At 64.7% G+C, this 25,542-nt stretch carries 11 protein-coding genes; 3 read left to right on the plus strand and 8 right to left on the minus strand.

All coding sequences use genetic code 11. The features are described 5' to 3' along the window. Window positions 1–19 precede the first annotated feature (19 nt). Window positions 20–2,284, plus strand: a complete 2,265-nt coding sequence (locus tag FPL22_RS13785) for a TonB-dependent receptor (protein ID WP_144230988.1) — start codon at window positions 20–22, stop codon at window positions 2,282–2,284. A gap of 12 nt (window positions 2,285–2,296) precedes the next feature. Here the strand turns inward: FPL22_RS13785 and FPL22_RS13790 are convergent, their stop codons facing one another. Continuing rightward, entirely contained in the window at window positions 2,297–4,234 is a 1,938-nt protein-coding gene (locus tag FPL22_RS13790; RefSeq protein WP_162525316.1) for a beta strand repeat-containing protein, read from the minus strand. A gap of 132 nt (window positions 4,235–4,366) precedes the next feature. On the opposite strand from FPL22_RS13790, the gene FPL22_RS13795 reads away from it, so the two are divergent. Then, window positions 4,367–6,367, plus strand: a complete 2,001-nt coding sequence (locus FPL22_RS13795; RefSeq protein ID WP_238991420.1) for a sensor histidine kinase — start codon at window positions 4,367–4,369, stop codon at window positions 6,365–6,367. A gap of 11 nt (window positions 6,368–6,378) precedes the next feature. Continuing rightward, window positions 6,379–7,035, plus strand: coding sequence for a response regulator (locus FPL22_RS13800; RefSeq protein WP_144353572.1), 657 nt, complete (start codon window positions 6,379–6,381; stop codon window positions 7,033–7,035). A 23-nt stretch (window positions 7,036–7,058) separates the two neighbouring features. Here the strand turns inward: FPL22_RS13800 and FPL22_RS13805 are convergent, their stop codons facing one another. The 7 genes from FPL22_RS13805 to FPL22_RS13835 all read right to left on the minus strand — a co-directional run bounded on the left by FPL22_RS13805 (window position 7,059) and on the right by FPL22_RS13835 (window position 25,542). Next, window positions 7,059–9,782 (minus strand): beta strand repeat-containing protein, encoded by a 2,724-nt coding sequence (locus tag FPL22_RS13805; protein ID WP_144353573.1) that lies wholly within the window; start codon window positions 9,780–9,782, stop codon window positions 7,059–7,061. 160 nt (window positions 9,783–9,942) lie between these two features. Continuing rightward, on the minus strand, window positions 9,943–10,677 hold the full coding sequence (locus FPL22_RS13810) for a LytR/AlgR family response regulator transcription factor (RefSeq protein WP_144353574.1): 735 nt from the start codon (window positions 10,675–10,677) through the stop codon (window positions 9,943–9,945). 6 nt (window positions 10,678–10,683) lie between these two features. Then, window positions 10,684–12,531 (minus strand): 7TM diverse intracellular signaling domain-containing protein, encoded by a 1,848-nt coding sequence (locus tag FPL22_RS13815; protein ID WP_144353575.1) that lies wholly within the window; start codon window positions 12,529–12,531, stop codon window positions 10,684–10,686. Between the two features lie 217 nt (window positions 12,532–12,748). After that, window positions 12,749–20,368 (minus strand): tetratricopeptide repeat protein, encoded by a 7,620-nt coding sequence (locus tag FPL22_RS13820; RefSeq protein ID WP_144353576.1) that lies wholly within the window; start codon window positions 20,366–20,368, stop codon window positions 12,749–12,751. Window positions 20,369–20,381: 13 nt separating this feature from the next. After that, window positions 20,382–22,964 carry a VWA domain-containing protein gene (locus FPL22_RS13825; RefSeq protein ID WP_144353577.1) on the minus strand — a complete coding sequence of 861 codons (2,583 nt, stop codon included), beginning with the start codon at window positions 22,962–22,964 and terminating at the stop codon, window positions 20,382–20,384. Continuing rightward, entirely contained in the window at window positions 22,961–24,646 is a 1,686-nt protein-coding gene (locus FPL22_RS13830; RefSeq protein ID WP_144353578.1) for a vWA domain-containing protein, read from the minus strand. The genes FPL22_RS13825 and FPL22_RS13830 overlap by 4 nt, the downstream gene beginning before the upstream one ends. Then, window positions 24,643–25,542 (minus strand): DUF58 domain-containing protein, encoded by a 900-nt coding sequence (locus FPL22_RS13835; protein ID WP_144353579.1) that lies wholly within the window; start codon window positions 25,540–25,542, stop codon window positions 24,643–24,645. Before FPL22_RS13835 ends, FPL22_RS13830 begins: the two co-directional genes overlap by 4 nt.

The following is a 25,542-nucleotide window of genomic DNA, read 5'->3' on the forward strand; positions in this document are numbered from 1 at the left end:
TGGTTCGCGATTTACCTCAATGACTTCACCTTGGGCTTTTTACCGCGCCGGCCTCCGCGCGCCGATCCGTCTATTCCTATGCACGGGGCTGGTCGTGCTAACCTTGGTTTCGAGTGTGGTTTTGCGGGCGGACGAAGATCCGGTGACGCTACAATCGGTCGAGGTCACGGCGCAAAGCGCGGAAGCGTCGCGGTTGGCCGTGCCGGGTGCGGTGACCGCTTATGATGGCAGTTTTTTGGTGGCCAACGGTATCAACGATTACGAACAACTGGCGCCGCTGGTGCCGGGGTTTTTTGCGACCAACCAATCGGTCGACAACGTCTCGCTCAACCTTCGCGGCCTGACGTCCGATTCCAGTGATCCCCGCGTGCAGCCGCGGGTGTCGGTTTTCCAGGACGGCATCGGTCTGAACAATATCCACGGCAATAATGTCGCCTGGTTTGATCTGGATAGCGTGTCCGTGTTCAAGGGCCCGCAGCCGACGCGCTTCGGCGAAGGCGTGGAGACCGGCGCGGTTTCGATCACCAGTAATCGCGCGCGTAACGAATCGAGCGGTCATCTCACGGTCGGTTTTGGTGACTTTAACACGCGTCTCGCCGAAGCCGCCATCAACCGGCCGGTGGTGGCGGATAAGCTTTTTATCCGAGTCGCGGTGATGGTCGAAGAACGTGACGGCTACGTGAAGAATCTCGCGGACGGTTCCGATCTGCAAGGTGACGGCACGGTGGGGTTCCGCACCAGTCTGCGCTGGCAACCGACGGCGGCGACCACCGTAGATTTGATTCTGAACTATCAACACGATGATACGTCCGGCACAGCCTTTAAGAGCGGCGTGATCGGAGTGCCGCCGGCATTCATCGACACCAATCCTTACACGCCGGCCAATCTTAACCGTGGTTCCGAACTCGGCATCGTGCGCGACGTCACCGGACTCACCGGCATCGTGCGGCATGAGGTCAACGAAACCTGGACGCTCACCTCGACCAGTGCGTGGCGCCAAGTGGACAACCGCGATGAATTTGATGCCGATGGTTCCTTTCTTTATTTGCTCGAAGTCGGTGAGCGTTTCGATGGCCAACAACTCAGCCAGGAGCTGCGGCTCGACTATGATCGCGGCGGCCGCTTCACCGCTTCGACCGGTGTGCAGGTCGCGTGGTCTCGGGATGACCAGGAAGTGCTCGTTCGCACCAACGAAAATCTCCTCAATTTATTTTTGGGTAATCCGCCTGCGCCGGGGCTCAATCCGCGCTACATGGAGCGTCACACCCATGAAGCCGAGACGACTTCGGGGGATGTTTTCGGACGCGTGGATTACAAGCTGACCGACAAACTCAATGTCGGCGGCGGCTTGCGCGTCACGCAGGAACGCATCGTATCGCGCTATCAATCTTTCGCCGCGCCGGTTCCGGGTAATCTCGTGGGCGGACTGCCGACCTCGGGTGGCTCGAATAACTTTTTCCAAAACACAGCAGGAGAACTCACGAATTCCGCGGACGAGCAATCGTGGGCAGGGCAGCTCGATGCGCGGTATGCGTTCACGCCAAGATTCGCGACGTATGCCTCCGTGTCGCGGGGCCGCCGGCCGACCGTGGTGGATTTTAATGAAATGACGCTCGCCCCGCGCCAAGGCGCCGAGGAGTCGGTGTGGAATTATGAAGTGGGCATCAAGGGCGCGAGTGCGGGCCGGCGGATCCGTTATGATGCCTCGGTGTTTCAGTATTACTTCGATCACTTCCAGACGCAGCGGGTGGTGTCGCCCGGAGTGATCGCGCCCTTCGACGGCGGACGCGCGCGCGGACAAGGTTTCGAGACCACGGTGGCGGCCGATGTGGCGCGGGAGCTGACGCTGTTTGCGGCCTATGGGTTCACGGATGCGAAGTTTTCCGCACAGGGCGAAAACGGACAGCCTCAGGCGTTTGCGGGAAACTCGTTCCGCATGACCTCTGAACATGTGGTGTCGCTGGGTGGCACGCTTTCGCTGCCGTTCGTGGACAAAGGCACGGTGTTTTTCACGCCGCTGCTGATGTATCGCTCGGCTTATTACTTCGAGGACGACAATGCCCAGAACGGCGGCATTCTGCGGCAGGGTGGATTCGCGCTGGTGAATCTGCGTGTCGGCTACCGTTCGCGCACGCAGCGCTGGGAAGTGGTCGGCTACATGAATAACGTATTTGAAAAACAATACCTGTTGGATGCCGGGAATATCGGCGGCGCGTATGGAATCCCGACCTTCATTCCAGCCGCGCCGCGCACCGTCGGAATGAAGGCGACAATGCGGTTCTGATCGCTCCAAGGACTAGCGGTGACGGCGGCGGATCACCGCGAAGGTGAGGATGATCATACCCGCAAGCAGCGCGCAGGTGGAGGGCTCGGGGACGGCGGAGGCGGTGAGGAGGAATTGATTTCCGGCCTGCGAGAACGTGTATCTGTAGCCGGCGATGACGGTGCCGAGTTCGAAGGACGTTGCACCGATGCTGGATAGCGTGGCGCCGGTGGCGTCGATCAGGGTGTAGGTGCCGGCCGTGAAGCCTCCGGAGTCGGTGAGGTTTACGGTGATGGCTCCGGAGCCGGGGCCGGTGAGCGTGCCGCCGGAGACGATGAGGGTATTAATCTGAGAACCGAGGGAGTAGGAGAGGATGGCGTCTGTGTGGAGGATGAGGCCGTTGCTGAACGAGAGCACCCCGCCGGCATCGGGAGCGAGCGTGCCTCCGGTGTGGACGGTGGTGAGGCCGCTGATCAAGTCATTGCCCGCGAGGGTTCCGCCGCTGTTGACGGTGACCTGACCGGTGCCGAGCGAGGAGGAACCGGCGAAGGCTCCGCGGGCGGCGAGGGTGCCGCCGTTGATGATCGTGCCGTGGGTGAAGGTGCTCGCGGCGGTGAGGACATTGTAGCCGGCGGTGTTGATGACCGTGGCATTGCCTTTAATCAGCACACCGGTGCCATCGGCAGTGCCGTCCCGCGTCAGGTGGAAGGGTGATGCGGCCGTCGCCGTGGTGTTGAGTTGAACGGTGCCGGTGCCGTCGAGTCCGGTCGTTATCTTGTCGGTGTCGAGCACGCCGCCCGCGGCCGCCGGTGCGGTGGCGGTGGCACCGATGTTGAGTGTGCCGGTCGAACCGTAGTAAGTGCCGAGAACCACTTTGCTGGCGCGGATCAAGGCGCCGTCGGAAACGGTCAGGATGCTGTCGCGCGCACTGGCGAAGTCACCGAGGGCAATCTCTTCGGAATGGGACCAAGTCGAGCCGGCACCGGTCACCGCTACCGTGCTCGCGCTGATCTGGGCGAACACCGCACTCATCGATCCCCCGTCGCGCAGGATCAGGCCGCCGCCGCCATCGATGACGGTGCCGCCGGTGTAGTTGCTGGTGCCGGTGAGCGTAAGGATGCCGGAGCCTGCTTTCCAGATGCTGCCATAATTGGTGATCGAGCCTGCGAAAGTGGTGTCTCGGTCATTGTCTATCGTGAGGGTGATGGCCTGATTGCCGAAAACGAGGGAGCCTGCACCCGAAAGGTTGCGAAGGGTCTGCTCGAAGCCGAAGACGCGGAGCGTGGCGCCGGCGGCGATGTTCACGCTTTCGGAGGAGGCGATGCTGCCGGTGTCGGCGATCCACACGGTGCCGGAAAGAAGGGTGGTGGCGCCGGAGTAAGTGTTTGCCCCGGCGAGGATGATGTCGCCGATGGGATTGGCACCTTCGTCAAAGGTGAGGGCGTGCGCACCGCTGATGATGCCGGAAATCGTCGAGTTGGCCCGGGGACTGGAATCCGGATTGGCGGAGGTGATCGTGATGTCGCCGGAGAGGATGACCGCGCCGGAGAGATTGGTGTAGCGGCCGAGAGTGAAGTCACCGTTGAGGATGACGTCATTTGAAAGGGTGCGACCGGCACCTTCGGCACGGACGGTGCCGCCGTTGATGGTGAGGGTGCCGGAGCCGAGGGCGTTGTCGGCGCCGAGGCCGAGGGTGCCGGCATTCAGCACGGTGCCGCCGGAGTAGGTGTTGGTCGCGGTGAGGGTGAGTTTGCCGTCGCCGTCTTTTACGACGGAGCCGGTGCCGCTGAGGACGCCGCTTTGCGTGGCTGAACCCGTGACGATGCCGAAGGTGAGCGGCGAGTTCGGCGAGGAGGTGTCGTAGGCGGTGGAGTTCGTCTGCTGGTCGTCGAGCGTGACCGTGGTCTGGGACCGCAGTGACAATGCGGCCAAGGGCAGGAGTGCGAGTGGGAGGAAGCGGGATGGGCGCATGACGGAGGATCGTTGCGGGTAGTCCGGTGCGGGGTGGCGGAACGGGCAACGGGGCAAACCTCGTAGTTCTACCAGCTTTGAGTGGGAGAGGGGGCTTGCGGTGGCGGGGGGACGTGGGGTGGATTGACGAGAGTGAATTTTCCACAACTTAGCTCCCGACTTGGTCTTTTCGCGGGACTGGTGTGCGTGATGGCGGGGCTCGGCTGGCTGGTGTTTGGCGTGGCGGGCCATCGCGACGGCATGGAAATCCTGCCGAATAAGGCCGGGTCCACCGTTGAGTGGATGAACGATCCGGGGGCACGACTGAGCTTTGAGGAAGTGGTCGCCACCTCACCGGCGGAATGGCGTGCGTGGGATGGCTTGGACTACCTTCGCGCGGTGCAGGGCGATGCGGTGTGGGTTCGTGCGACGGTGCGCAATCCGGGTGGGCGGGCGTTGCAGGGCGTGCTCGCGGACACCGAGTATTTCCCCGACCAGATTGATTTTTGGATACAGGACGACGCGGGAGCTTGGCAGCCGATGCGTTCGGGCGAGGCGGCGGACTCGAAAGTGAAACCGCTCTGGGGACGCACGGCGGCGTTTACGCTGACGGTGCCGGCGGGCGGCGAACGGGTGGCCTACCTGAGGGCGGAGGATTATTTTAACGTGTATCTGCGGCCGCGGTGGTGGCCGGAGGTCGGGGAGTTTTTCGCGGAGCAAGTGCGCGATACGCTGGCGGAGGCGATTTGCTACGGCGGGGTGCTGGCGCTGTTGCTCTACAACGGAGTGTTGTGGGCGCGGCTGCGGTTTCCCGACACCGGGTGGTATGTGCTCTACGCGGGGACGATGGCGGGGTTTAATTTTATATCCAACGGTGGAGCGGCGCTGCTGGGCTTCGCAGTGGGATCGCCCTGGAAGGAAATGCTGGTGACGGGGTTGTTGTCGGCGAGCGGACTTTTTCTGGTGCAGTTTGCCCGGGTGTTTTTGGGAACCGCCGCGCGGGTGCCCGGAACGGATCGCGTGTTGCGCGGACTGCGTTGGTTGCTGGCGGTGTTGCTGGCCGGGGTGGCGATGATGCCGTGGATGTCCGGTCTGCATTGGCTCGGAGCCGTGGTGATTGCGGTGAGCGCGACGCATCTCGTTTTGCTGGCGGTGGCGGTGGCCGGCTGGCGGGCGGGCGTGAGTCATGCGCGCTTCTTTGTGGCGGCCTTCGGGTTGTTGCTGGCCGGAGCGGCCCCGGCGGTGGTGACCTGGCTGAACCAGGATATCCTTTCCTGGGCGGCGATGTGCCTGCTGGCCGGTTCGACGCTGGAGATGTTGGTGCTCTCGTTCGCGGTGGCCGACCGGTTTGCACGCATCCAGCGTGAACGTGCGGAAGCGCAGACGAAGTTGATCGACGAGACTGAACAACGCCGCGCCATCCAGGAAGCCTACGCGGATGAACTCGAAGTCGAAGTGCGTGAACGCACGCGCGAGCTGGTCGAGGCCAACGCCGATAAGGACCGGATGATCGCGGTGATCGGCCACGACCTGCGCAGTCCGTTGACCGCGCTCACCCGCACGGCGGAACACCTGGGCGCGGGCGAAACGGGGCAGACGCCGCAGGGGCGCTTCATCGGCGACGCGGCGCAGCTGGGGAGGCAGGTATTGTTGCTGATCGAGGATCTGGTGCTGTGGGCGCGTTTGCGCGCGGGCTCGAAGTTTCTCGTGGCGCAACCGGTGACGGGCTTGGTCTCGCCGGTGCTGGCGTTGTATCGTTCGCAGGCGGATCTCGCAGGGCTGGAGCTGCGCATGGTGGACGTGCCGGACGGTTTGAAGGCGACGACCGATCTGGTGCTTGCCCAGACGTTGATCCGCAACCTCGTGGCCAATGCGCTGCGTTATGCGCGATCGCGGGTGCACGTGACCGCGACCGGCGTGCCGGACGGGGTGCGGATCACGGTGCGTGACGACGGTCCGGGGTTGCCGCCGGTGGTGGCGGCGCGGCTGGCATCCGATGCGGACGTGCCGGACTGGGCGGGCAACGGACTGGGGTTGCGACTGTGCCTGGAGATCGCGCGTGCGCTGGACGCGGGGCTGAGCGCAAAGCCGGTCGAAGGAGGCGGGACGGAATTCTCGTTCACGCTGCTGGCTGCTCCGGATAAATTAAAATAAGTCGCCCTATTATGAATACACGAATGGATGCGCTGACCTCCGCGCCGGTGCGCGTGCTGGTGGTCGAGGACATGGGGATGTTCCGTGCGTTGCTGACTGATTTGATCGCGGGCTGGGGACGCTACGCGGTCGTGGGCGTGGCGGGTTCGGGAGAGGATGCGCTGGCGCTGATGAGCGCGGTGCAGCCGGATGTTTTGATTGTCGATCTGCAGCTGCCCGGGATGGGCGGGCTGGAGTTTGTGCGGGCGGCGCGGCAGATACGGCCGCAGGTGCGGGCGCTGGTGTTGTCGTCGCTGGTGGATCCGCTGGCGCTGACGCGCGTGCGCGAGAGCGGCGTGGAAGGCTACATCGAGAAGGATGCTACGCCGGAGCAACTGGCCGAAGCGTTTGGCGCGGTGGCGGACGGACGGTTGTTCTACTCGGCGCGATTCAATGAGACGCTTGCTCGCGAAGGCGCGAAGTCGCTGGCGGTGGGGAAGATTTTGTCACGTCGCGAGCAGGAAGTGCTGACGCATGTGCTGGCCGGCCGCACGAGCCGTGAGACGGGCGAGGTGGTTGGTTTGAGCGCGCGCACGGTGGAGTTTCATCGTGCCAACCTCATGGCGAAACTGGGTGCGGCCAACGTCGCCGAGCTCCTCGTCAACGCGCGACGTATGGAGCTGGGCTGAAAAATTGCGGATAGAAACCGTATTCAGCGACGGCGGCGTCGGACGGCGGCGAAGACAAGAGTGGCTGCACCGAAAAGCTGGGCGACCGTGGTGGACTCGGGGATGACGGAGGCGGTGAGCACCAGCGTGCTGCCGGAGAACGCCAGCGCGTAATTATAGCCGGAAAGCGTGGAGCCCAGGACGAAGTCGGAGAGATCGAAACTGCTCAGGGTGGCGTTGGAGAAGTTAACGAGTGTGTAGGTGCCGGTGACAAAACCACCGGAGTCGGCGAGATTGATCGTGATACCACCGGCGACCGCGGAGCCGGTTAGCGTGCCGCTGGAAACGCGGATCAGGTCGCTGGCCGTGCCGAGATCGAAATCGAGGATCGCCCCAGTGTTGAGCGAGAGACCGTTGGCAAACGTGAGCGTGCCCGAGGAAACGCCGGGAGCGAGGCGGGCTCCGGACTGGACGGTAGTTAATCCGCCAATACTGCCCGTTCCACCGAGGGTGGAGTTGAGCTTCACGGTGACGGCCGTGTTGGCGATCGAACCGTTGACGAAAAGTTTGCCGGCATCGACGGACGTCGCCCCGGTGTAGGTGTTGGTGCCGGAGAGTGTGAGCGTGCCGGAACCCGCCTTGGTGAGTTTGCCGTTGGTTCCGCTGATAACGCCACCGAAGGATGAGTTCAGGTTGTTGTTGGTGTTGCCGATGGTGAGCGTATTGCTGCCGAGCGTGACGGTGCCGCCGGTGCCGTTGAGCGCACCCAGTGTCGGGACCGAGGCAATGGCGAGCGTGGCTCCTGAGGAGAGCGTGACGTTGGCGAGCGAGCCAAGTGCGGTGGCGTTGTTGAGATTGGTGACGCCGGCTTCGAGGTTGATGGCTGTGCCGTTGACCAGACTGGTGGCGGCCGAGGCGAGGGTGAGAGTGCCGGTGCCTTTTTTGGTGAGTGAACGCGCGGTGCCGTGGTCGTTGAGCGCACCGAGTGTGGTAACACCGATGCCGGAGCCGTTGACGTTGGTGAGGTCAAGTGTGGCGTTACCCGTCAGCGAAGTTGAGCCGAAGGTGACGGAGCCAGTCTGGTTGGTGCTGAAGTTAGAACCGCGGGCGATGGTCAAGGTATGGCTTCCGAGAGAAAGCGTGCCGAGGACATGAGTGATGCCGTTGCCGCTGCTGCTGGCGCGGGATGGCGTGAGCGTGGAATTGGCGGTGACGGTGACGGCGCGGTTGAAGGTCGTCGCGGCGTTGTTGGCGAGACGTAGATTGCCGCCGGCGAGAGTGACGCTGCCGGAAGCATTTCCCAAGTTCGTGTTGTTGCTGACGGAGAGCGTTCCGCTGTTGATGCGAGTGCCGCCGGTGTAGGTATTGTCCGCAGAAAGCGTGAGCGTGTTCGAGCCGGTTTGGACGACGGAGCCGTCGCCGGAAATGATACCGGCAAAGGCGAGGTTGTTGGAGCGGTTAAAGGCGAGGGCGGCTCCAGTGGCGATGGCGACGTTGCCGGTGATCGAGCCGTCGCCGCTGCCGTTGCCGATCTGAACGGTGCCGGCGTTGATGAAAGTGCCGCCGGTGTAGGTATTGTCTGCGGTGAGGATGAGCGTGCCGGCGCCGGTTTTGGTGAGCGTGCCGACGTCCGTGGCGTCGCCGTAATACTGGGTGATCGGTGTGTTGAAGATGAGATTGTCTGTGAAGTTAAAGATCATGGCGCCCCGGTTGTTGACCATGCCTGCGGCTATCATGCCGGCGGTGCCGCCGGTGCCGATCGTCAGGGTGGCGCCGGGATCAAAATAGAGGCTTCCGTCGCCGGCGCTACCGATTCTAAGGGTGCCGCCATCGGCCACCGTAATGCTGTTGCCGGTAGCGATAGGGAAATAGGTGTCGGCGAGGGTGAATTGCGAGCCGGTGTCGCGCACGGTGATTGATCCGGTGCCGGCAGAGTGGGCGCCGACCGCGGGGCTGGCACCGGCGTAACCTACATTGATGAAACCAACGGAGACCGTGGCACCTTGTTCAACCGTGACCGATCCATGACTGCCGCCGTCGTAGGCCATTTGCAGCCTGCCGACTTCCCAAGTGGACCCGGCACCGGATACGAGCACCGCGCCGCTTCCCCAATAACCGACGGCGACGATGCTATTAATGGCGGAGGCACCGTCGCTGATGGTGAGCGTGCCGCTGCCGATGCCGCGAGTAGAGTAATCGCCGGAGCCGAGTGTGAGGCCCCAGTATCCGCCGGTCGCGGTATCGACCAAATGCGAACCCGCACCGGTGACGAGAATGTTACCTTGATTTACAGTGCCATTATCAGCGCTGCCAACGGTGAAGCTGCTGGCCGTTAATCCGCCTCCCGCAGACACGGTGATGTGGTTGGCATCGCTGTTGGCGTTGAGCGACACGGCCTCGGTGACGGTCCAGGATGAACCGATGCCGGTAACGAGGAAGCGACCGTCCGAGTTCAGCTGGATCTGGCTGCTGGAGCCAGTGCCGCCGTTTTCGACGGTGAGCGAGCCGGAGTTGGCAAAGCCGATTAATAGGGAGTGTGCGACGGCTCCCGTAGAGGCGACAACGGCGGAGTGGTCGTTGTAGATGAATACGTCGTCGTCCGCGGTCGGAAGTTGTCCGGAATACCAGTTGTCGTCGTCGAACCAACTGTTGCCGTCCACCGACTGGAAGATGCTGGCTTGGGCACTGAGATGAGGCGAAAGCGTCGTCAGTAGAATAAAAAGCGTGGCAACGCTGCGGCGGCGGGAAATGGTGGACGAAGATTTCATGGTCGGTGTGGGCACAGAGGTTCCCGCCCACGAACCGCAGGGCGGATGATGACGTCGCGCAAATCTCCCGTGACAACCGCAGGCATGTCGGTGACAACCGCACGGATACGCCCGCGCAAAACGTGCGACGCCCGCGTCCTGCCGTCGGCTTACCGTCGGTCTACCGTCGGCGATGGCGCGCGAGTGTCTCGCGCAGAGTTGGAAGGTAGCGGTAGCTCGCGGTCACAGGTTCGGTCGCCCCGTCGAGGAAGACGTGGCTGGTCGCTTCGGTGACGCGCTCGATGCGGGTGACGTGCGCGACGTTGACGATGGTCGTGCGATGCACGCGCCCGAATTGCTCTGACGGCAGTTCGGCTTCCCACGTAGCGAGTGTTTTACGCACGAGCACATGTTCGCCGCCCGCCAAGTGAACTTCGCTGTAGTTTTCGCAGGATACAATCTGCTGGATGTCTGCCAGGCGCACGAAACGGTCGTTGCCCGAGCCGAGTTTCAGGAGTAGGCGATCGTCGATTGTGAGTGTCGGGGGCCGGTTGACGGGCTGTTGCGCAGGTGCGCCGAGGCGGGCGAGGGCTTGCGCGATTCGTGCCGGGGCGACGGGTTTCAGGAGGTAGTCGAGTGCGTTGACCTCGAAGGCGCGCAGGGCGTGTTGATCATAGGCGGTGACGAAGATGATGCGGGCCTCGGGCCGGACGTGAGGCACGAGATCGAAGCCGTTGCCGCCAATGAGTTGGATATCGAGAAAAACGAGGTCGTAGTCGGACGTCGCGAGACGCGTGCGGGCAGTGGCAACCGAGGCGGCATCGCCGACGATCACGACCTCGGGGTGTGCGGCGAGAAGACGGCGAAAATCTTCGCGGGCGGGTGCTTCGTCTTCAATTAAAAGGGCTCGGATCATGGTGGATCAGGTTACGGATGGTGCGGGTTGGGTCAGTCGCAGGCTGACGCGCACCCAGCCGTTGCTTTCTCCGGTGGTGAACTGGTGGCGGTCCGGATAGTAGCGGGCGAGGCGCTGGCGAAGATTGGTCAAACCTATGCCGGTGGACGTGGGTTCGCCCAGGGCGGGTGTGCCGACCCAGTGGCCGGTGTTGGCGACTTCGATGACGAGATTATGCGCATCGACGAGGAGAACGGTGATGACCACCTCCACGGTTTCTTCGCTGGTGCGCGTGCCGTATTTGATGGCGTTCTCGACGAGCGGCAGGAGCAGGAAGGGCGGGACCTGCACGACGAGTGTGGCGGGCTCGGCGTCTATGCGGGTTTGCAGGCGTTCGCGCCAACGCGTGCGTTCCATGTCGAGATACGTGGAGATCAACTTGAGTTCATCGCCGAGTGTGCCGGTCGTGGCGGCGTCACGGGTGAGCGTCTGCCGGCAAAAATCGGCGAGCTGGATGGTCATCTCGTCGGCGGCTGCGGGGCGCGTGTGCACGAGTGAACGGATCGAGCCGAGGACGTTGTAGAGGAAGTGCGGGTTGAGTTGATAGCGGAGCGTTTCCAGGCGCGCGCTCTCCTCGGCGAGTTTGGAGGCGAGGCTGTCGCTTTGGAGACGCGCGAAGCGGTCCGAGAGGGCGAGTGAAAGCAGCAGCATTTCCAGTGCGGAGCCCATGCGCAGTGCCTGGGCGGACATGCCGAGCGGGATGGCGAGCAACCAGATCGCCGCGGTGGGCAGCACGCCGCCGAGTAGAACGCCGAACGAGAGCACGAAGTAGCGGGCGTAGTAGGAACCCGCGCGCCACGCCTGCACCGCCGCGGCAAAGAGCACGATGTGGGTGACAGAGAATGCTCCCACCGTGATGTGGAGAAGCAGGGTATTATTGCTCCACGGCAAGGTAAGGGCGACGAGCAGCGTGCCCATGATGATCCGCATCACCCGCGCGGCCCAGTCCATGCGCGGTGTGAGTCGGGCGAGGTCGAGAAACACGCGGGCGAACTCGACGAGGAAAAAACCGCCTGCCGCCAGTGCGGTGGTCAGGATGGTCTCCATCGTGGGCGAGCCTATGGACAGACCGACGACCTGATGGGCCGAGCGGGAAAAGAACATGAACAGGCCGAGCGCGCAAAGGTAGCACAGGTAGTAGCCGAGATCACGGTGCTTCAGTCTCGCCCAGATGACGCAGTTGTAAACGAGCAGGGCGAGGAGCACTCCGAAGTAGCAGGCTTCGGAGACGATGTCGCGGATCTGCGAAGAGAGAAACGCGCGTTCTTCGCTCCACCAGACGGGGCGCAGCCACACGCCGAAGTAGTCTTGCAGGCGCAGGTAAACGACGCGTTCGCCGCGGGCGGGCACTTCGACAAAAAAAGCCGAGTCGCGTCCCCAAAGCGATTTCTCGTGGGCGGGTATCCATTCGCCGGAAACCTGATGCCGCAAGCCATCGGGGTAGCTGTCGTCGGATGTCCAAAGGTCGATACGGTCGGTATAATATTCGGCGTCGGCCAGCACACCGCGCGCGGAATGGTTGGACGGATTTTTAAGAACGAAGCGAACCCACACGGCCTCGCCGAAGAGAGCGCGGATGTAGCCGTGGCCGTCCCAACGGAGCCAGTCGGAATCGTGACGGGAGAGAACATCATCACGCGTCAGGGTGCCAACCGGATCGTGAAGCACGTCCACCGTGGAGCCGTGCGCATCGGGGAGCGCCTGCATGCCTTTGCGGTCGCCGGCGATGCCGAGGATGAGCCCGGCGATGCCGAAAGCTGCCAGCGTGAGCACGGCGGCAACGGGCAACCAGGAGGCGAAGCGCATGCGCGTCATGGCTTGCCGAATTGCCGGTCCGGTCGGTGCGCGGCAAGCATCATCTGGATGCGCGTGAGTGAACGTGTCGCCTCCCCGGCACCGGCGAAGGTAGCCCAATAGGTTACTTTCGCCGACGGCGACGGAGGGTGGCGGACGAGGGCGAGAAGTCCGGTAATAAAGGCAAGGCTTCTTGTAGAAAATAGAGCGCGGAGCGAAGCCTGAGCCGCAGCCAGGCCTACATTTGCAGCGGGGGGCTGACGGGGGCGGGTTTGGGAATGGAGGGCACGGGTTTGGGGATCGAGGGAGCGGGACTGGGTGCGGGCATTTCCTGGATAGAGAGGTCGGAGATGCGCAGGCCGGGTTGTCCGCTTACCCAGATGCGGAGGGCGACGGCTTCGGCGGGGATTTTCTGGCGGTTGTTCATGTCGAGACGCCGGTCGGGTGCGAGAGTGAACAGGATCCGCTGCCAGCGGAAGTCACTGTTATCAGTGCCTTGAGCGGGACGGTTGTTGCCGAGGGCGTTGCCTTTGGCATCGAGAAATTCGATGCCGATCTGGGCGTATTCTTCGGGGAGCGAGTTTGCCCAGGCGCTGATCAAGTAGGTTTTATTGGGATCGACGGGGATGGGTGCGGTCCGGGTGATGCGCTCGTTGTTGTTATTGTTGATCGGGGTCGCGATGAAGGTGACCGTGCCTCCAACCGAGGGTCCTCCGGAATAATTGAGCGGGCGGATAGGCATGTTCCATCCGGGGATCTGTGCGGGAGCTCGTGTATCGGCCCGGGCCTCGGGGTTGGTGAGGAGGTTGGGCAGTGTGGAGTAGATTTGCGGTGCGAGCACGATGTCTTCGCCGCCATCACGGGGATGGAGCGTTGCACGGAAGAAACCGTTGGAAGGCGGGGAGTCGAGCCGGTGGCGTCCACGTGAAGCGACTGAAGGAAGATCCAGTTTGGCGAGAGGTTCGGACTTGGAGTTGGTGTCGGCGACGAATTCGACGAGCAGGTCGTAGGTGCCGTCGGTGGTAGAGGCGCGCGGGAGACCGAAGACGCGCGGGAGGGATTTGGCGTCGTTGTTTTTATCGGAGGCGAGGCGGGCGGCGACTTCCCAGTGAAGCTCGGCCGTGCCATTCGCAGAGGGTATGATCCAGGCGGCGAGCGCGGGTGCGGGCGCGTCGCCCTTGCCTTCGAGGGCATCGAGAAATTCAACGAGACGCTTGGCGCGGGTGTCGGTGGAATTGCGGTTACCTTGGCGGCGTTGGACGCGGACGAGAGTCGTGTCGTGCACGCGGCGGGCTTCGGTGACATCACCGAGCGCGAGGAGGCGGCCGAGGATTTGGCTGGGCAGGCTTGAGTTCATCTGACGCGGATCCTGACGGCTGGCGGATTGGTTCAGATCGAGGAGGACCTGACGGCTGCCGGCGGTGTCGCCGTGGGTCAGGAGATAATCGCCCCAGGCGAAACGCACACCGAACTCGGCCCACGGGTTGTTGAGGAACGCCGATTGGATGGTGGAGGGAGTCGAGATAACGTTCATGCCGCTGCGTTTCGGGAAGAGCAGGAAGGCGGAGCGGAAGGTGTCGGCGATGCGTTTGTCGGGGTCGGGCAGACCGGAAACGCGTTCGAAGCAAGCCGGGAGGAAGCCGTTAAGCGGGTTGAATTGAGACTGATAGCCCTGGCGTTGAGCGGGGGGGAGTTTGGCCTGGGCGACGGCGTCGTTCCAAAGCGTGGCGAAGGCGGCACCGGCACCGGGGTCACCGGCGCGGATCTTGAGGGCGAGATCGTAGCAACGGGGTTCCCAGCCGACGTCGGGTGCGGCGAGTCGAGGGGTGTTTTCGGAGATCAGTGCGCGGAGGAATTCGGGATCGTCGATGTTGTCGAGCAGGTTGAAGGCCGGAGAGATGAGTCGGCTGCCGGAGGAGCTGAAATTGGAATACCACGGTTGCTGGTAGTAGCGCTGCGCGAAGTCGTTGAAGACGGGCGCGGGTTTTTCTTCGGTGACCGGACGGCTGATGAAGTAGTCGCGAATGATGGGGATGGAACGGGTGCGGTTTTCCGCCGTGTCGGCGTCGAGTAGGGCGGCGACGAGTTCGCTGCGCACGGTGGAGGACTGGTCGTCGCGGAGGACGGGGAGGATCTTTTCCCAGATCACGATGGCTGCGGTGGTGTCCCCCGATCGGTGCAGATTGCGGGCGAGTTCGAGAACTTGGTAATCGATTTGTGGATACTGGCCGGGGCGGGTGCCGGCGGTGATGGCGCGGCGGGTGACGTCATCGGCAAAAACTGTTAGCGTGCCCGCCTTGCGGTGGGCTTCGATCACCTGGCTGTTGGACGCGAAGCGCAGGAGCTGGTCCTGGTTTTCAGGGCGGGCGAGAAAAGCGAGTGCGTCGTCGGCGCGGCCGCTTTCGAACAGGGTGTTGATGTAGCGATTGCGCAGTTGTTCGTCGCGGGGGCGGAGGGAAACGAGTTTGGCGAGGTAGCCCTGTGCGAGGCGCCCGGTGTAGCGGCGGGCATTGAAGGAGAGGGTGCCATCCTCGCCTCGAAGGAGGCTCACGCGGGGGAATTTATCGGTGGAGTCACGCAGGACGAGACCGCGCACGGCGGGCACGCGGATCTTGGGTGAGTCGGGTGCGTCGAGGACGACCTCAATCGAGGCGCCGTCTTCGAGCGGGGAGGCGAACGGATAAAAGACCACCGACTGGTCACCGACGCGGATGTTATCGCGCTTTTTGAAATCGTCGGCGGGAACGGGCTGGCCGGAGAAGCGGATGTCGTTGAAGAGTCCGGCGGTGAATTTACCGAAGTTTTGATTACGCCCGGCCAGACCGGCGGGAGGCGAATCAAAATCGGCGAGGGTGACGGCGCCGAGATCGGTCCAAACGGGAGCGGGCGAAGGGGTGTCGGATGCAGTCACCGCGGGAAGGGCGGGATCGGCCGGCGCGGGGACGACGACCGGGGCGTAGCTGGCGGTGTAGGTATCGCCTTTGCGGACGAGGCGAAGACGGAGCGGAAGCGGCAGTGGAGCGGAGGAAGCCGCGACCGAAACGAGATTGCCCGAGGAGGAGTTTCCGGCGTTCTGACGGATGACGCTGTGGGCCTCGGAGAGCAGTTCAATGACGAGTGCGGAGTCGGGATTGCGGGCGAGCTGGGCATCGAGATCAGCGACATAGGCGTCCATGAGTCCGATGCGGATGTAGGCGGAGAGGGCGCTGCGGCGGCCGTAGTCGTTGCCCTGGCGGGCATCGGCCAACGAGGCATTGGCGAGCAGGCGGTTGGCGATGCGTTCGGCCGCGGGGAAGTCCTTCTTATTGAGGAGCTCGCTGAGTTCGTTGTTGAGACGGTTAATTTCTTCGTAGCGGTTTTGCTGGGCGTTGCGCTGCGGGCGCACGGCGGCGTTTACGGCGATGGCGGGCTTGAGCGTTTTCTCGAGGCCGAGTTCGCGGAGAATGGAGTTGAGATCGAGGTTGGGGAGGTAGGACGGGGGACGGAGGCGGACGAGGCGGGTGGCGGAGGCTTTGGCTGCCTCGGTGTCATCGGCAAGCAATGCGAGTTCGAGGAGGCGGCACTCGGCGGCCATGGTGATCGCACCGGCGTTGGCGGGGATGGCGGAGTAGCGGGCCTTGGCGATGTCGAGCTTTTCGGCGCGGAAGGAGAGTTCGGCGAGGTTGAAGAGGAGGGCTGGCTCGGGTTTGTCCGCGAGGAGCGTGGCCGACAGCGTTTCGGCCTGAGTGGAGTCGTCGGCGGCGAAGGCGAACTGCAGGGCAAGCAAACGGGCGGAGGTGAGCGCGGCAGCACCACGCTTTTCGGCGAGAGCGAGCAGGCGGGTGACGAGCGGCACGCGATGCTGGGCAAAGACGGTGGCGTAATGCTTGAACTGGTAGTTCATGCCCGTGGCCTGTCCGCCGAGGGGGGCGCCTTGCTGGAAGATTGTTTGCAGTTCCTGCTGGAGGGCGGAGCTGGTGCCCATGCCACGATGCGAACTCATCTGGGCATAGTATTGTTGATTGAGCCCGGCGGGAACGGGCTTGGCGCTGGCATCGAGAATGAGATTCGCGAGCGTAGTGTAATCGGCTTCGGATACGGCGGGAGTTTTGCCGTCGGCATCGGCTTCGCGGTTCAGATAAGTCCCGACATAGTGCAGGATGGTATTCCCTTGGAAATTTGGATCGTCGGCGATGCATCGCGCCAAAAGTTTAAGGAACTCGTCCCAATGTTTGGCCTGAAGGGAGAACTGGAGTGCGAGCGATTGAAGCTGGCGGCGCTCGTTTTCGGAAAGCCCCGGGCTGGCTTTGAGCTCGTTTAGGCCGGCGATGGCCTCGTCGATTTTTTTGGAGCTGAGCAATTGATAGAGCTGTTGGACGCGCTGCTGGAACTGGCTGCCTGGGGGCGTGAGTTTGGCGAGGGCTTCGCTGAGCAGCTTGAGCTTGGCGGTGAGTTCGGGAGAGGGTTCGGGGCGGATGCCGTTGTAGGAATTCGGGCGATCGGGGATGAGGTTTTGAGCGATATAAAGCGCGGCGACCGAAGGTGCGGGCTCGGCGAGCACGGCGTCGAATTCGGCGAGGGCGGCTTCGCGGGCCTGGACCTTGGCATACTCGATGAAGCGTTCGGAAGCGGACAGGTTGCGGGAGTTCAGCTCGGTTTTGAGACGGGCGAGGAACTCGGCGGGTTTGTTTTGATTGACGGCGAGGGCGCCCAGATAGCCGAGGGCGGTGTCCTGATTGCCGGTGAGGCTCGGCGGGAGATTCATCCCGTAACCGCCGTAACTGCGGCTGCCGCTTCGGTAATAGCGACCGCCTGACTGGTTTTGAAGAAGCTGCAGGGCGCCCTGATAGGATTGGGCGGTGGTCTGGAGGGACTGCTGCGCGATCATGAACGGCTGGGGCGCCCGGTTGACGGCCATGAGCGAAGTGGTGGGCACGGGCTTGGCCGGCGCGGCGGCGGGAGTGGCGGCGGGGGCCGCGGGCGGACGGCGGTAAACATCCCAGAGCAGGCGCTCGGCGTTGGCGAAATCGCGGAGGGTGATGAACGCGGTGGCGAGGACGAGGTCGCGGTCGGATGGGTCGACGGCGGCTGCTGATTCCGCGCGCAGGCGGGCGATAAGTGGTTCCGAAAGATCCTGGGCAGCGAGGACGGGCAGGACGCGGCCGAGGAGAGTTGTATCCGAATAAAAATACGAAGCATTCGCCAGAAAAAGTTCGACGGCCTCGGGCGCGGCGTTGGTGGCAAGGAGGGCTTCGCCGAGCTCGATCCCGTTGACGGGAGTGGCTTCGCGCTCGTAGCGGAGGCGGGCGAGTTTGACGACCGACGTGCTGTCGCCGTTTTGGCGGGCGAGATCGAGGAGGCGGGCGATGAGACGCGGGTCGTCGCGTTTGAGTTCGAGGGCCCGGTTCCAGGATTCCTGGGCGCGGGCGTAGTCGCGGGCGTTGAAATAAATCTCGCCGAGCTCGATGTGGTAGGCGGCGGAGTCGCGGCGCGGGCGGTTGCGCTCGGCGAAGCGGATGAGCAGGCCGTCGAGGTCGCCGGCGATGACGGCGGACTCGGTCATGGGCGCGAGGAAAGCGCGGCGGGCGTTGTCGTCGGCAGCGGCATAAAAAGCCTCCTCGTAGATGGCGAGGGCGGCGGCGGGACGGTTTTGTTCGAGGTAGGCGCGGGCGAGACGGGAGCGGACCGGTGCGGGATCGGAGGCGAGACGGATGGCGCGCTGGAGGGCGGTGATGCCGGCATCGGGTTTGCCGGAGTCGAATTCGAGATCGGCGGCGAGGACGTGATTCTGGGCGTCGGCGGGGGCGAGCGCGATGAGTTCGGCGACGGCCTTGCGGGCGCCTTCGGTGTCGCCCTCAAAACGATACGTGCCGACGAGACGGCGGAGCCATTCGGCGGAGCGTTCGGGTCGGAGTGTGCCGAGGCGGCGAAGGGCGGTGATGCGTTCGGCGAGCGGAGCGGAGCGGTCGAGATAATCGGCTTCGAGCTGGGCGATGGAGAAGGAGTCGGGGAAATTTTTGCGTGCGGCGGCGAAGGCGGCGGTCACGTCGGCCGGCACCGGGAGTTGTTGGGCGAGGACGAGACGGATGTGGAGACGATGGTCGGCCTCGGTGAGTGCGGGGTCGGAGTCGGCGACGCGTTTGGCCAAGTCGGCGAGGGTCGAGTCGAGTTTGCCGGCGGAACGAAGCGCCTGGAGATGGCGGCTCTCGATGGTGTCGCGGGCAAAATCGCCCGGAGCCTGCGCGAGGAGGCGCGGGAAAAGCGCGAGGGCGTCGTCCCAGCGGAGGAGCTCGGCGAGAACCTGCCAGCGGAGTTCAAGCAACTCGTAGTTGTCGGGGGCAAGGGTGAGGCCACGGTCGATGGAAACGAGGGACTCGGCGAAGAGGGCGTTGCGTTTTTCGAGGGAGGCGAGGCGGCGGTATTGGCCGGCATCGGCGAGACCCTTGGGGCCACCGCGGGCGAGCGTCCAAGCCTCGTCGTCGCGTTTCATGGAGAGGAGTTGGAGGGCGAGGCGTTCGCGCAGATCGTAGGAGGCGGGTTCGACGGCGACCGCGCGGGCGAGCGTGGCGCGGGTTTCCTCGGCAAGATCGTGTGTGCGGTAGATTTCGGCGAGCGCGAGGAGATCGGTAACGGGTGCGTCCTTGGGGGCGAGACCGGCCCACGTTTCGAGTGCGAGGGCGCGTTCGGAAGAAGCGGCGGCGGCATCGGCGGCGGTTTTTATACGGTCCCAGTGGAGCTGACCGAGGGTGTCGCGGTAGGAAGATTCCTTGGGGTAGCGTTTGACGAGCGTCTCAAGGAGAGGAAGCGCGTCGGCGTCTCGTTTGGCGGTGATGAGGGCGCGGATTTGGGCGAAGCGGAGAGCGTGGTCGTCGGGGGCCCAGCCGGTGGCCTTGTCGAACCATTCGAGGGCTTTGTCGGTGCGATCCAGTTCGATGAGCAGTTCGGCGAGACGGCGGGCCGCGGCCGGATCGCGCGAGGCACCGGAGAGGCGGCCCTCGTGAAACGCAATAAGGCCGTCGTAATCGCCACGGTCGCGGAAGAGGGAGTCGACGCGGTTCTGGGCCTCGCGGTGGAGCCAGCTGTCGCGGTGGGTGCCGTCGAGGGCGGCGGAAAAACGGGCTAGCGCGGCTTCTTTGTCGCCTTTTTTGGCGGCGACCTCGCCGAGGCGAAGACGGGCGAGGACGGCGCGGTAGGCATCGCCGGAGGCAGCTTTTTCGAGAGACGTGAAGGTCGCGGCGGCATCATCGTAGGCGGCGGCGTCGAGCTGGGCCTGACCGACCTCCTCGAGGACGAGGGCGTCGTCGGGGAAACGGGCGGCAAGGTCTTTCCACGCGGTGAGGGCGCCGGCTTCGTCGAAGGCGCGGGAACGGGTGCGGGCGAGATCGCGGAGGACGTCCTGGGCGTCGGCCGGACCCATATCAAGGACGAGGGCCTTCTCGAAAGCGGAGAGGGCGGCGGGGAGTTTTGCCTCGCGCAATTCGAGGCGGCCGAGGCGGTGGAGCGGGCGGAAATCCTTGGGCGCGGCGGTGGCGGCCTCGGTGTAACGGATGCGAGCGGTAGTAAAATCTCCGATACGTTCGGCGAGTTGTCCGAGGAGCAGGCCGTAGGCCGAGGCTTCGGCGGAACCGGCGGGGGATGCGTCGCGGGCGGCGGTCCAGCGGGCGGCGAGGGCGGCGGCGCCCTCGGTGGAGAAGTAGTGGGAGAAAACCTCGTCGAAGGCGCGGCCGGGACCGGGTGAGCGGACGAGCATCTGCTCAAAACGGACGATTTTTTCGGGCGGCTCGGCGGACGTAGCGCCGGCGGGAGCGGGTTGGGCGCGGAGGAGCGGGATGGGGGAGAGGCCGGCGAGGGCGAGGAGAAGAATGCGGGAGGGAGACATGGGGCGAAAAGTGTTAGGAGCGAAGGGGTGACGGGAGGCGTTTGAGGGCGACGTCGATGAGGAAAGTGAAAAGGGCCGCGGCGGTGAGCCAGGGCCAGAGCGGGTGTTCGTGGCGGGCGCTACGCGGGTCGGCTGCAAGGAGAGCGGCGAGGTTGGCTGGGTTGAATTGTCCGCCGGTGGACGTGGCGAGACGCTTGAGAAGGTCGAGGTCGGGAGGGGCGAGCTTGTATTCGTCGGGGAAGGACGGGGCGGCGGCGGCGTAGGCACGGACGGCGCCGTCGGGAAAGGCCGGGGATTCGAGACGGATGTCGAAGTGGTGGTTGCCGCGGGCGGGTGCGGGGACGCGCACGGTGAAGCGACCGGGGCCGGCGGGCGCGAGATCGAGCGAGCGGCGTTCGCCAGTGGGATCGAGAACGAGGACGCGGCCGGAGGCCTGGGTGACGAATTCGCCGGCGGGATCAAGGGCGTCGAGCGTGATGCGGAAACCATCGCCGTCGGCGCCGGGCTCGGGGGTGACGTTCATGGCGAACGGCGCGGCGGCATCGGTGCGCATGAGATGGCGGACGGTTTGCGCCCAGAAGCGACCGTAGCCGTCCCAGCGAAGCCATTCGACGGCCCAGCGGGCGCGGGCGTCGGAGGTGAAAGCGCCGGCGCGACCGAGGCCGTGGCGCCACGTGGCGAGGAGCGGTTCGCCGCGTTCGGTGGAGAGCCAGAGCTCGGCCGTGGGCCGGAGTTCGGTGCGGACGTAACCGTAGAGAAACGGTGCGGACGCGAAGTCGATGTCGTTGAGGAAATCGGCGGAGCGGACCCGGCGCGGGGCGAAGGGAAATTCCTGGAGGGCGGACTTGGCGGCGGTGACGGTTTCCTTGGCGAGGATTTGGGGGACGTCCTGGCTGTTGGCGGTGAAATAGTAGCGGCCGTTGCCGCGGCGGGCGATTTCCTGAAGCATCTCGACATCGATGCCGTCACCGAGACCGACGGTGGAAACGGTCATGCCGGCCTGGGCCATCTGCATGGCGATCTCCAGAATGTTGCCGGGCGAAGATTGGCCGTCGGAGAGAATGATGACGTGTTTCAGCTTGGCCGGAATCGGGGCGAGTCCGCGGTAGGCGAGGTCCATGGCGGGCGACAGATTGGTGCCGCCGTCGGCCTCGATGGAGGCGATGCGACGGCGAAAGTCATTGCGATCAACGACGGTCTGAATCTCGGCGGCCCAGGAGGCGTCACCGTCGAACACGACGACGCCGGCGTAGTCTTTGGGTGTGAGCAGGTCGATGGCGCCGGCGGCGGCGGCGCGGGCCATGGCGATGCGTTCGCCCCCCATGGAGCCGCTCTTGTCGATGATGAGGACGAGGCCGAGGGCGGGAGCTTCTTCGTCGGCCTGGAATTCACTGCGGAGCGGAAGAACCTCGTCGATCGGCGTGCGGTGGTAACCGCCGAGACCGAAGCTTTGGTCGCCACCGAGCATGAGCAGACCGCCGCCGAAATCCGTGACGTAGGAGGCGTAAAGTTTCAGTTGAGGTGCGCCGAGCTCGACGGCGGAGACGTTGTCGAGAATGAGCAGCGCGTAGTTTTGGAGGTCGCCGAGAGAAAGCGGTGCGCCGCGGGCGGGACGGATGTCGAGGCGGATGCCCTCCTGTTTGAGCGCGTGGTCGAGATAGCGGGCTTGCGAAGGCGTGTCGGTGAGCAGCAAGACGCGTGGTTCGCCCTCGGCGCGAACCAGCGCGGTGAGCTCGTTGTTGTCGGCAAATGTATCGTCGCGCGCTTCGACGCGGACGATGTATTCGGCGAGGGCGTCGGACTCGATGACCTGCGTGAACTCGAAGCGGTTGGAACCGACGGAGAGTTGCACCGGCGAAGTATCGACCAGCACGCCGTTGCGGAAGACGCGCAGCGTGGCGGGTTGGGCGCGGTTGCTGGTGATGTCGGTCTGAATGCGGAACGGTTCACGCTGCCGGACGCGGGCGGGGGCGCGCAGGGAGCGGACAAGAGTCTCCGGATCGTCGGGCGGGGCGACGGAGACGGGAATCACGCGGATGTCGTCGGCGGCGAGCGAGGCGACCAGCGAATCCCATGCGGCGGGTTCCGAGACGCCGTCGGTGAAAACGACAATGCTGCGGACGCGGTCGGCGGGAAGAGAGGCTTGGGCGAGGCGAAGGGCCGAAGCCAGATCGGTGCGCGAAGGAACGAGCGGACGCCGGTCGAGTTCGGTGAGCGCAGCGGGACCGGCGATGACTTGAGTGGAGCCGGCAAAGGCGAGCCAACGGGCGGAGTCGGGGTCGCGAGACGAGTCGGTGGACGTGAATGCGGGCGGAAGCGCGGCGGAGGCCTTGGTCGCGGCGGCGAGGGCGGAGGCACGCACGCTGTCGCTGGCGTCGACGAGAAACGCGACGGATTGTTGACGGGTGGTGCCCAGCCAGCGCGGGTCGGCCAGCGCGAACAGCAGCAGTGAAAAAAGGACGAGACGCGCGGCGAGGCTCGCGCGGCGGCGACGCGGCGAGAGCGGGGCGAGCGTGCGGTGGGATTGCCAGACGAGGAAAGCGGCGAGCGGGGCGAGGGCGAGCGCCCAAGGGTGCATGAATTCGAGCGGTATCATTCGGTCACGCGGCGGGAATAGAGACGCCACTCGATCAGGGTCCAGAGCAGGGCGATGGAAACGAGGATGCGCCAGGGTTCGAGCGGAGGCAGCCAGGAGCGGGCGGGAGATGCGGTGACCGGCGTAGTGGTTGAATCACTACCGGCGGTCTTGGCCGAAGCGAGGCGACTGACCACTGGGCCGGGGAGCGGCGCGGAGGCGATGCCGCCATCGGCGGGTGCGTCTTGCAGAAGGTTGCTTAGGAAAATCGGGAAAGCGGTGCGGAAAACGAGGTTGCCGCCGGCGAGATCGAACGGGGCGACGAGCCAGTGCGAACGATCGTCCCAACGACCGAAGAGAATGGGAGTGCCGAAACTCGCGGCGAAAATTTCGGCGTCGGCCGACGGTTGAAAAATACGGGTGGAGCCGGGGCGGACGCTGGAAAAATCGACATGGCGGAAAAGCGGGTGGGCGCGTTGCCAGTCGGTGACGAGAGGAGTGTCGGCGCGCCCGGCGTCGACGGCGGTTTTGCCCCAGAAACCGATTGATGCGGGCGGATCAAGGATCAGGACGTGACGGGAGAGCTGGAAATTTTCAGGCGGGGTGACGCCGGAGAAAATCCAGAGCGAAGCAGGTGAGGACGTGGCGAGTGCGGAAGGATCGACGAAGGCGAAGTCCACCTCGGAGAGGGACGTGAGGGCGGCTTCGAGAAACGGCTGGCGGGCACCGACGATGCGGACCACGGGGTGAGGGAGCGCGGGAACGGTGAGCGAGGCAGATTTGTCGAGGGCGAGGCGGTGTCCGGCGGTTTTGTCGAGGACGAGTTGGTAGGTTGCGGAGGCGCGATTGTTTTCGGTCCACGCGTAGGTCCAGGTTCCGCCGGCGGGCAGATCGATTTCGCGGGCGTCGATGAGTTTACCATCACGGTGGAGGAGGGCTTCGCCGCGCCACGGTGCATGCGGGGAAACGACCACCTCGGCGGTGAGCGTGGCGGCACCGGGGGAAGAGTAGGAGCGGCGGGCGTCGAAGCGGGAGATGCCGGCGTTGGGGCCGGGGTGTGACAGGTTGACGACGGTGACCCCTTCAAGAAGTTCGGCGGACGGAGGGACAGCCCAGATCTTGTCGGTGAGGAAGACGATGCGGCTGCCTGCGGCGGTGGAGGCGAGTTCGCGAGCGAGGCGGAGCGCGGCGACGGGATCGGACGGTGTGTCGCCGGGGACGAGCGGAGCGAGCGCTTCGAGGGCGCGGCGGCGGTTGCCGGTCCACGAGCGGGCGATTTCGGGTGCGGTGCCGGCGCGGATGATGGCGACGCGGTCGGAGGCGCGCAGGAAGGAGAGATTCTCGCGGGCGGCGGTGAGGAGATGATCCCAGGTGCGGGTGCCATCGGGGTCGGCCGCCTGCAGACTCGCGGAAGCATCAAGAATGAGAACGGTGGCGGTGGCTCCGGAGGATTGTCCCTCGCGTGCGGGCCGGGCGAGCACGGCGATCAGGAGGAGCAGACAGAGAAGTTGAAGAAGGTAAGAGAGCCAGCGGCGGAGACGTTGCCAGAGCGGGTGGGCGCGGAGCTGCGGCGTGAGGGCGTCCCAAAAGAGAAGAGTGCTGACGATGCGAGGACGCGGACGCTGGCGGACGAGGTAGAGCAGCAAGAGCGGGACAAAAGCGAGCAGGGCGAGCCACCAGGCGCCGGGGGCGAGGAAGTTCATTGCACGAACCCTTTCTCGCGGAGACTGCGGGTGAGGAGGGCGATTACGTCCTCGGAGGTTTCGGCTTTCAGAAGCGGGATCTGGTGGCGGCGGCAATGACGGCCGATCTCGTCAAGGTAGGCGGTGTAGCGCTCGCGGTAGGCGCGGCGTAGGGACTCGTCTACGACCACGTTGCGAAGGGCGCCGGTTTCGCGGTCGGTGAGTCGGTATTCGCCAGGCTCGCCGGGGTCGCCCTCGGTGGGATCGGCGATGTGGATGACGGCGAGTTCGTGGCGCGCGTAACGGAGACGGTCTAGGGCACGGATGGCGTCACCGGGATCGGAGCCCCAGAGATCGGTGACCCAGACGGCGAGCCCGCGATGGGGACGCGCGGCGATCCAGCGGCGGGCGGCGTCTTCGAGCGAGGCGGGAGTGTTGGTCGCGGTGCGGTCGGAGAGGAAACGGAGAACTCCCTGGAAACGGGAACGACCGCGACCCGGCGGGAGTGTGGCGGGTGAGGCGCCGTCGAGGGAAACGAGACCGAGGCGGTCTTGGTTGCAGAGCGCGATGTAGGCGAGACCGGCGATGACGCGACGCGCGTGGTCGAATTTTTTCGGCGTGCCGAAGTCCATGGACGCGGTGGCGTCGAGCAGGAGATGCACGGGCAAGTCCTGTTCCTCGGAGTAGAGCTTGAGGACGAGCGTGCGCCAGCGGGCGTAGGCGTTCCAGTCGATGTGGCGCCAGTCGTCACCCGGGCCGAAGGGGCGGTATTCGGCGAACTCAATGCTGGCGCCGCGCTGGACGGAACGCCGCTCGGCGCGCTGGCGCGAGTTGACGAGCTGGCGCGCGAGCAAGGCGAGGCCTTCCAGACGGCGAAGAAAATCCTCGTCGAAGAGCGGGTCCGGTGCGGCGGGCAT

This window comes from Rariglobus hedericola (assembly GCF_007559335.1).
GTDB lineage: Bacteria > Verrucomicrobiota > Verrucomicrobiia > Opitutales > Opitutaceae > Rariglobus > Rariglobus hedericola.

Excerpts from the sequence above, each read along its gene's own strand:
- FPL22_RS13825 (WP_144353577.1), bottom strand. The coding sequence starts at position 22,964 with ATGATACCGCTCGAATTCATGCACCCTTGGGCGCTCGCCCTCGCCCCG.
- FPL22_RS13800 (WP_144353572.1), top strand. The coding sequence starts at position 6,379 with ATGAATACACGAATGGATGCGCTGACCTCCGCGCCGGTGCGCGTGCTG.
- FPL22_RS13820 (WP_144353576.1), bottom strand. The coding sequence starts at position 20,368 with ATGTCTCCCTCCCGCATTCTTCTCCTCGCCCTCGCCGGCCTCTCCCCC.
- FPL22_RS13790 (WP_162525316.1), bottom strand. The coding sequence starts at position 4,234 with ATGCGCCCATCCCGCTTCCTCCCACTCGCACTCCTGCCCTTGGCCGCA.
- FPL22_RS13805 (WP_144353573.1), bottom strand. The coding sequence starts at position 9,782 with ATGAAATCTTCGTCCACCATTTCCCGCCGCCGCAGCGTTGCCACGCTT.
- FPL22_RS13835 (WP_144353579.1), bottom strand. The coding sequence starts at position 25,542 with ATGCCCGCCGCACCGGACCCGCTCTTCGACGAGGATTTTCTTCGCCGT.
- FPL22_RS13810 (WP_144353574.1), bottom strand. The coding sequence starts at position 10,677 with ATGATCCGAGCCCTTTTAATTGAAGACGAAGCACCCGCCCGCGAAGAT.
- FPL22_RS13830 (WP_144353578.1), bottom strand. The coding sequence starts at position 24,646 with ATGAACTTCCTCGCCCCCGGCGCCTGGTGGCTCGCCCTGCTCGCTTTT.
- FPL22_RS13785 (WP_144230988.1), top strand. The coding sequence starts at position 20 with ATGACTTCACCTTGGGCTTTTTACCGCGCCGGCCTCCGCGCGCCGATC.
- FPL22_RS13815 (WP_144353575.1), bottom strand. The coding sequence starts at position 12,531 with ATGACGCGCATGCGCTTCGCCTCCTGGTTGCCCGTTGCCGCCGTGCTC.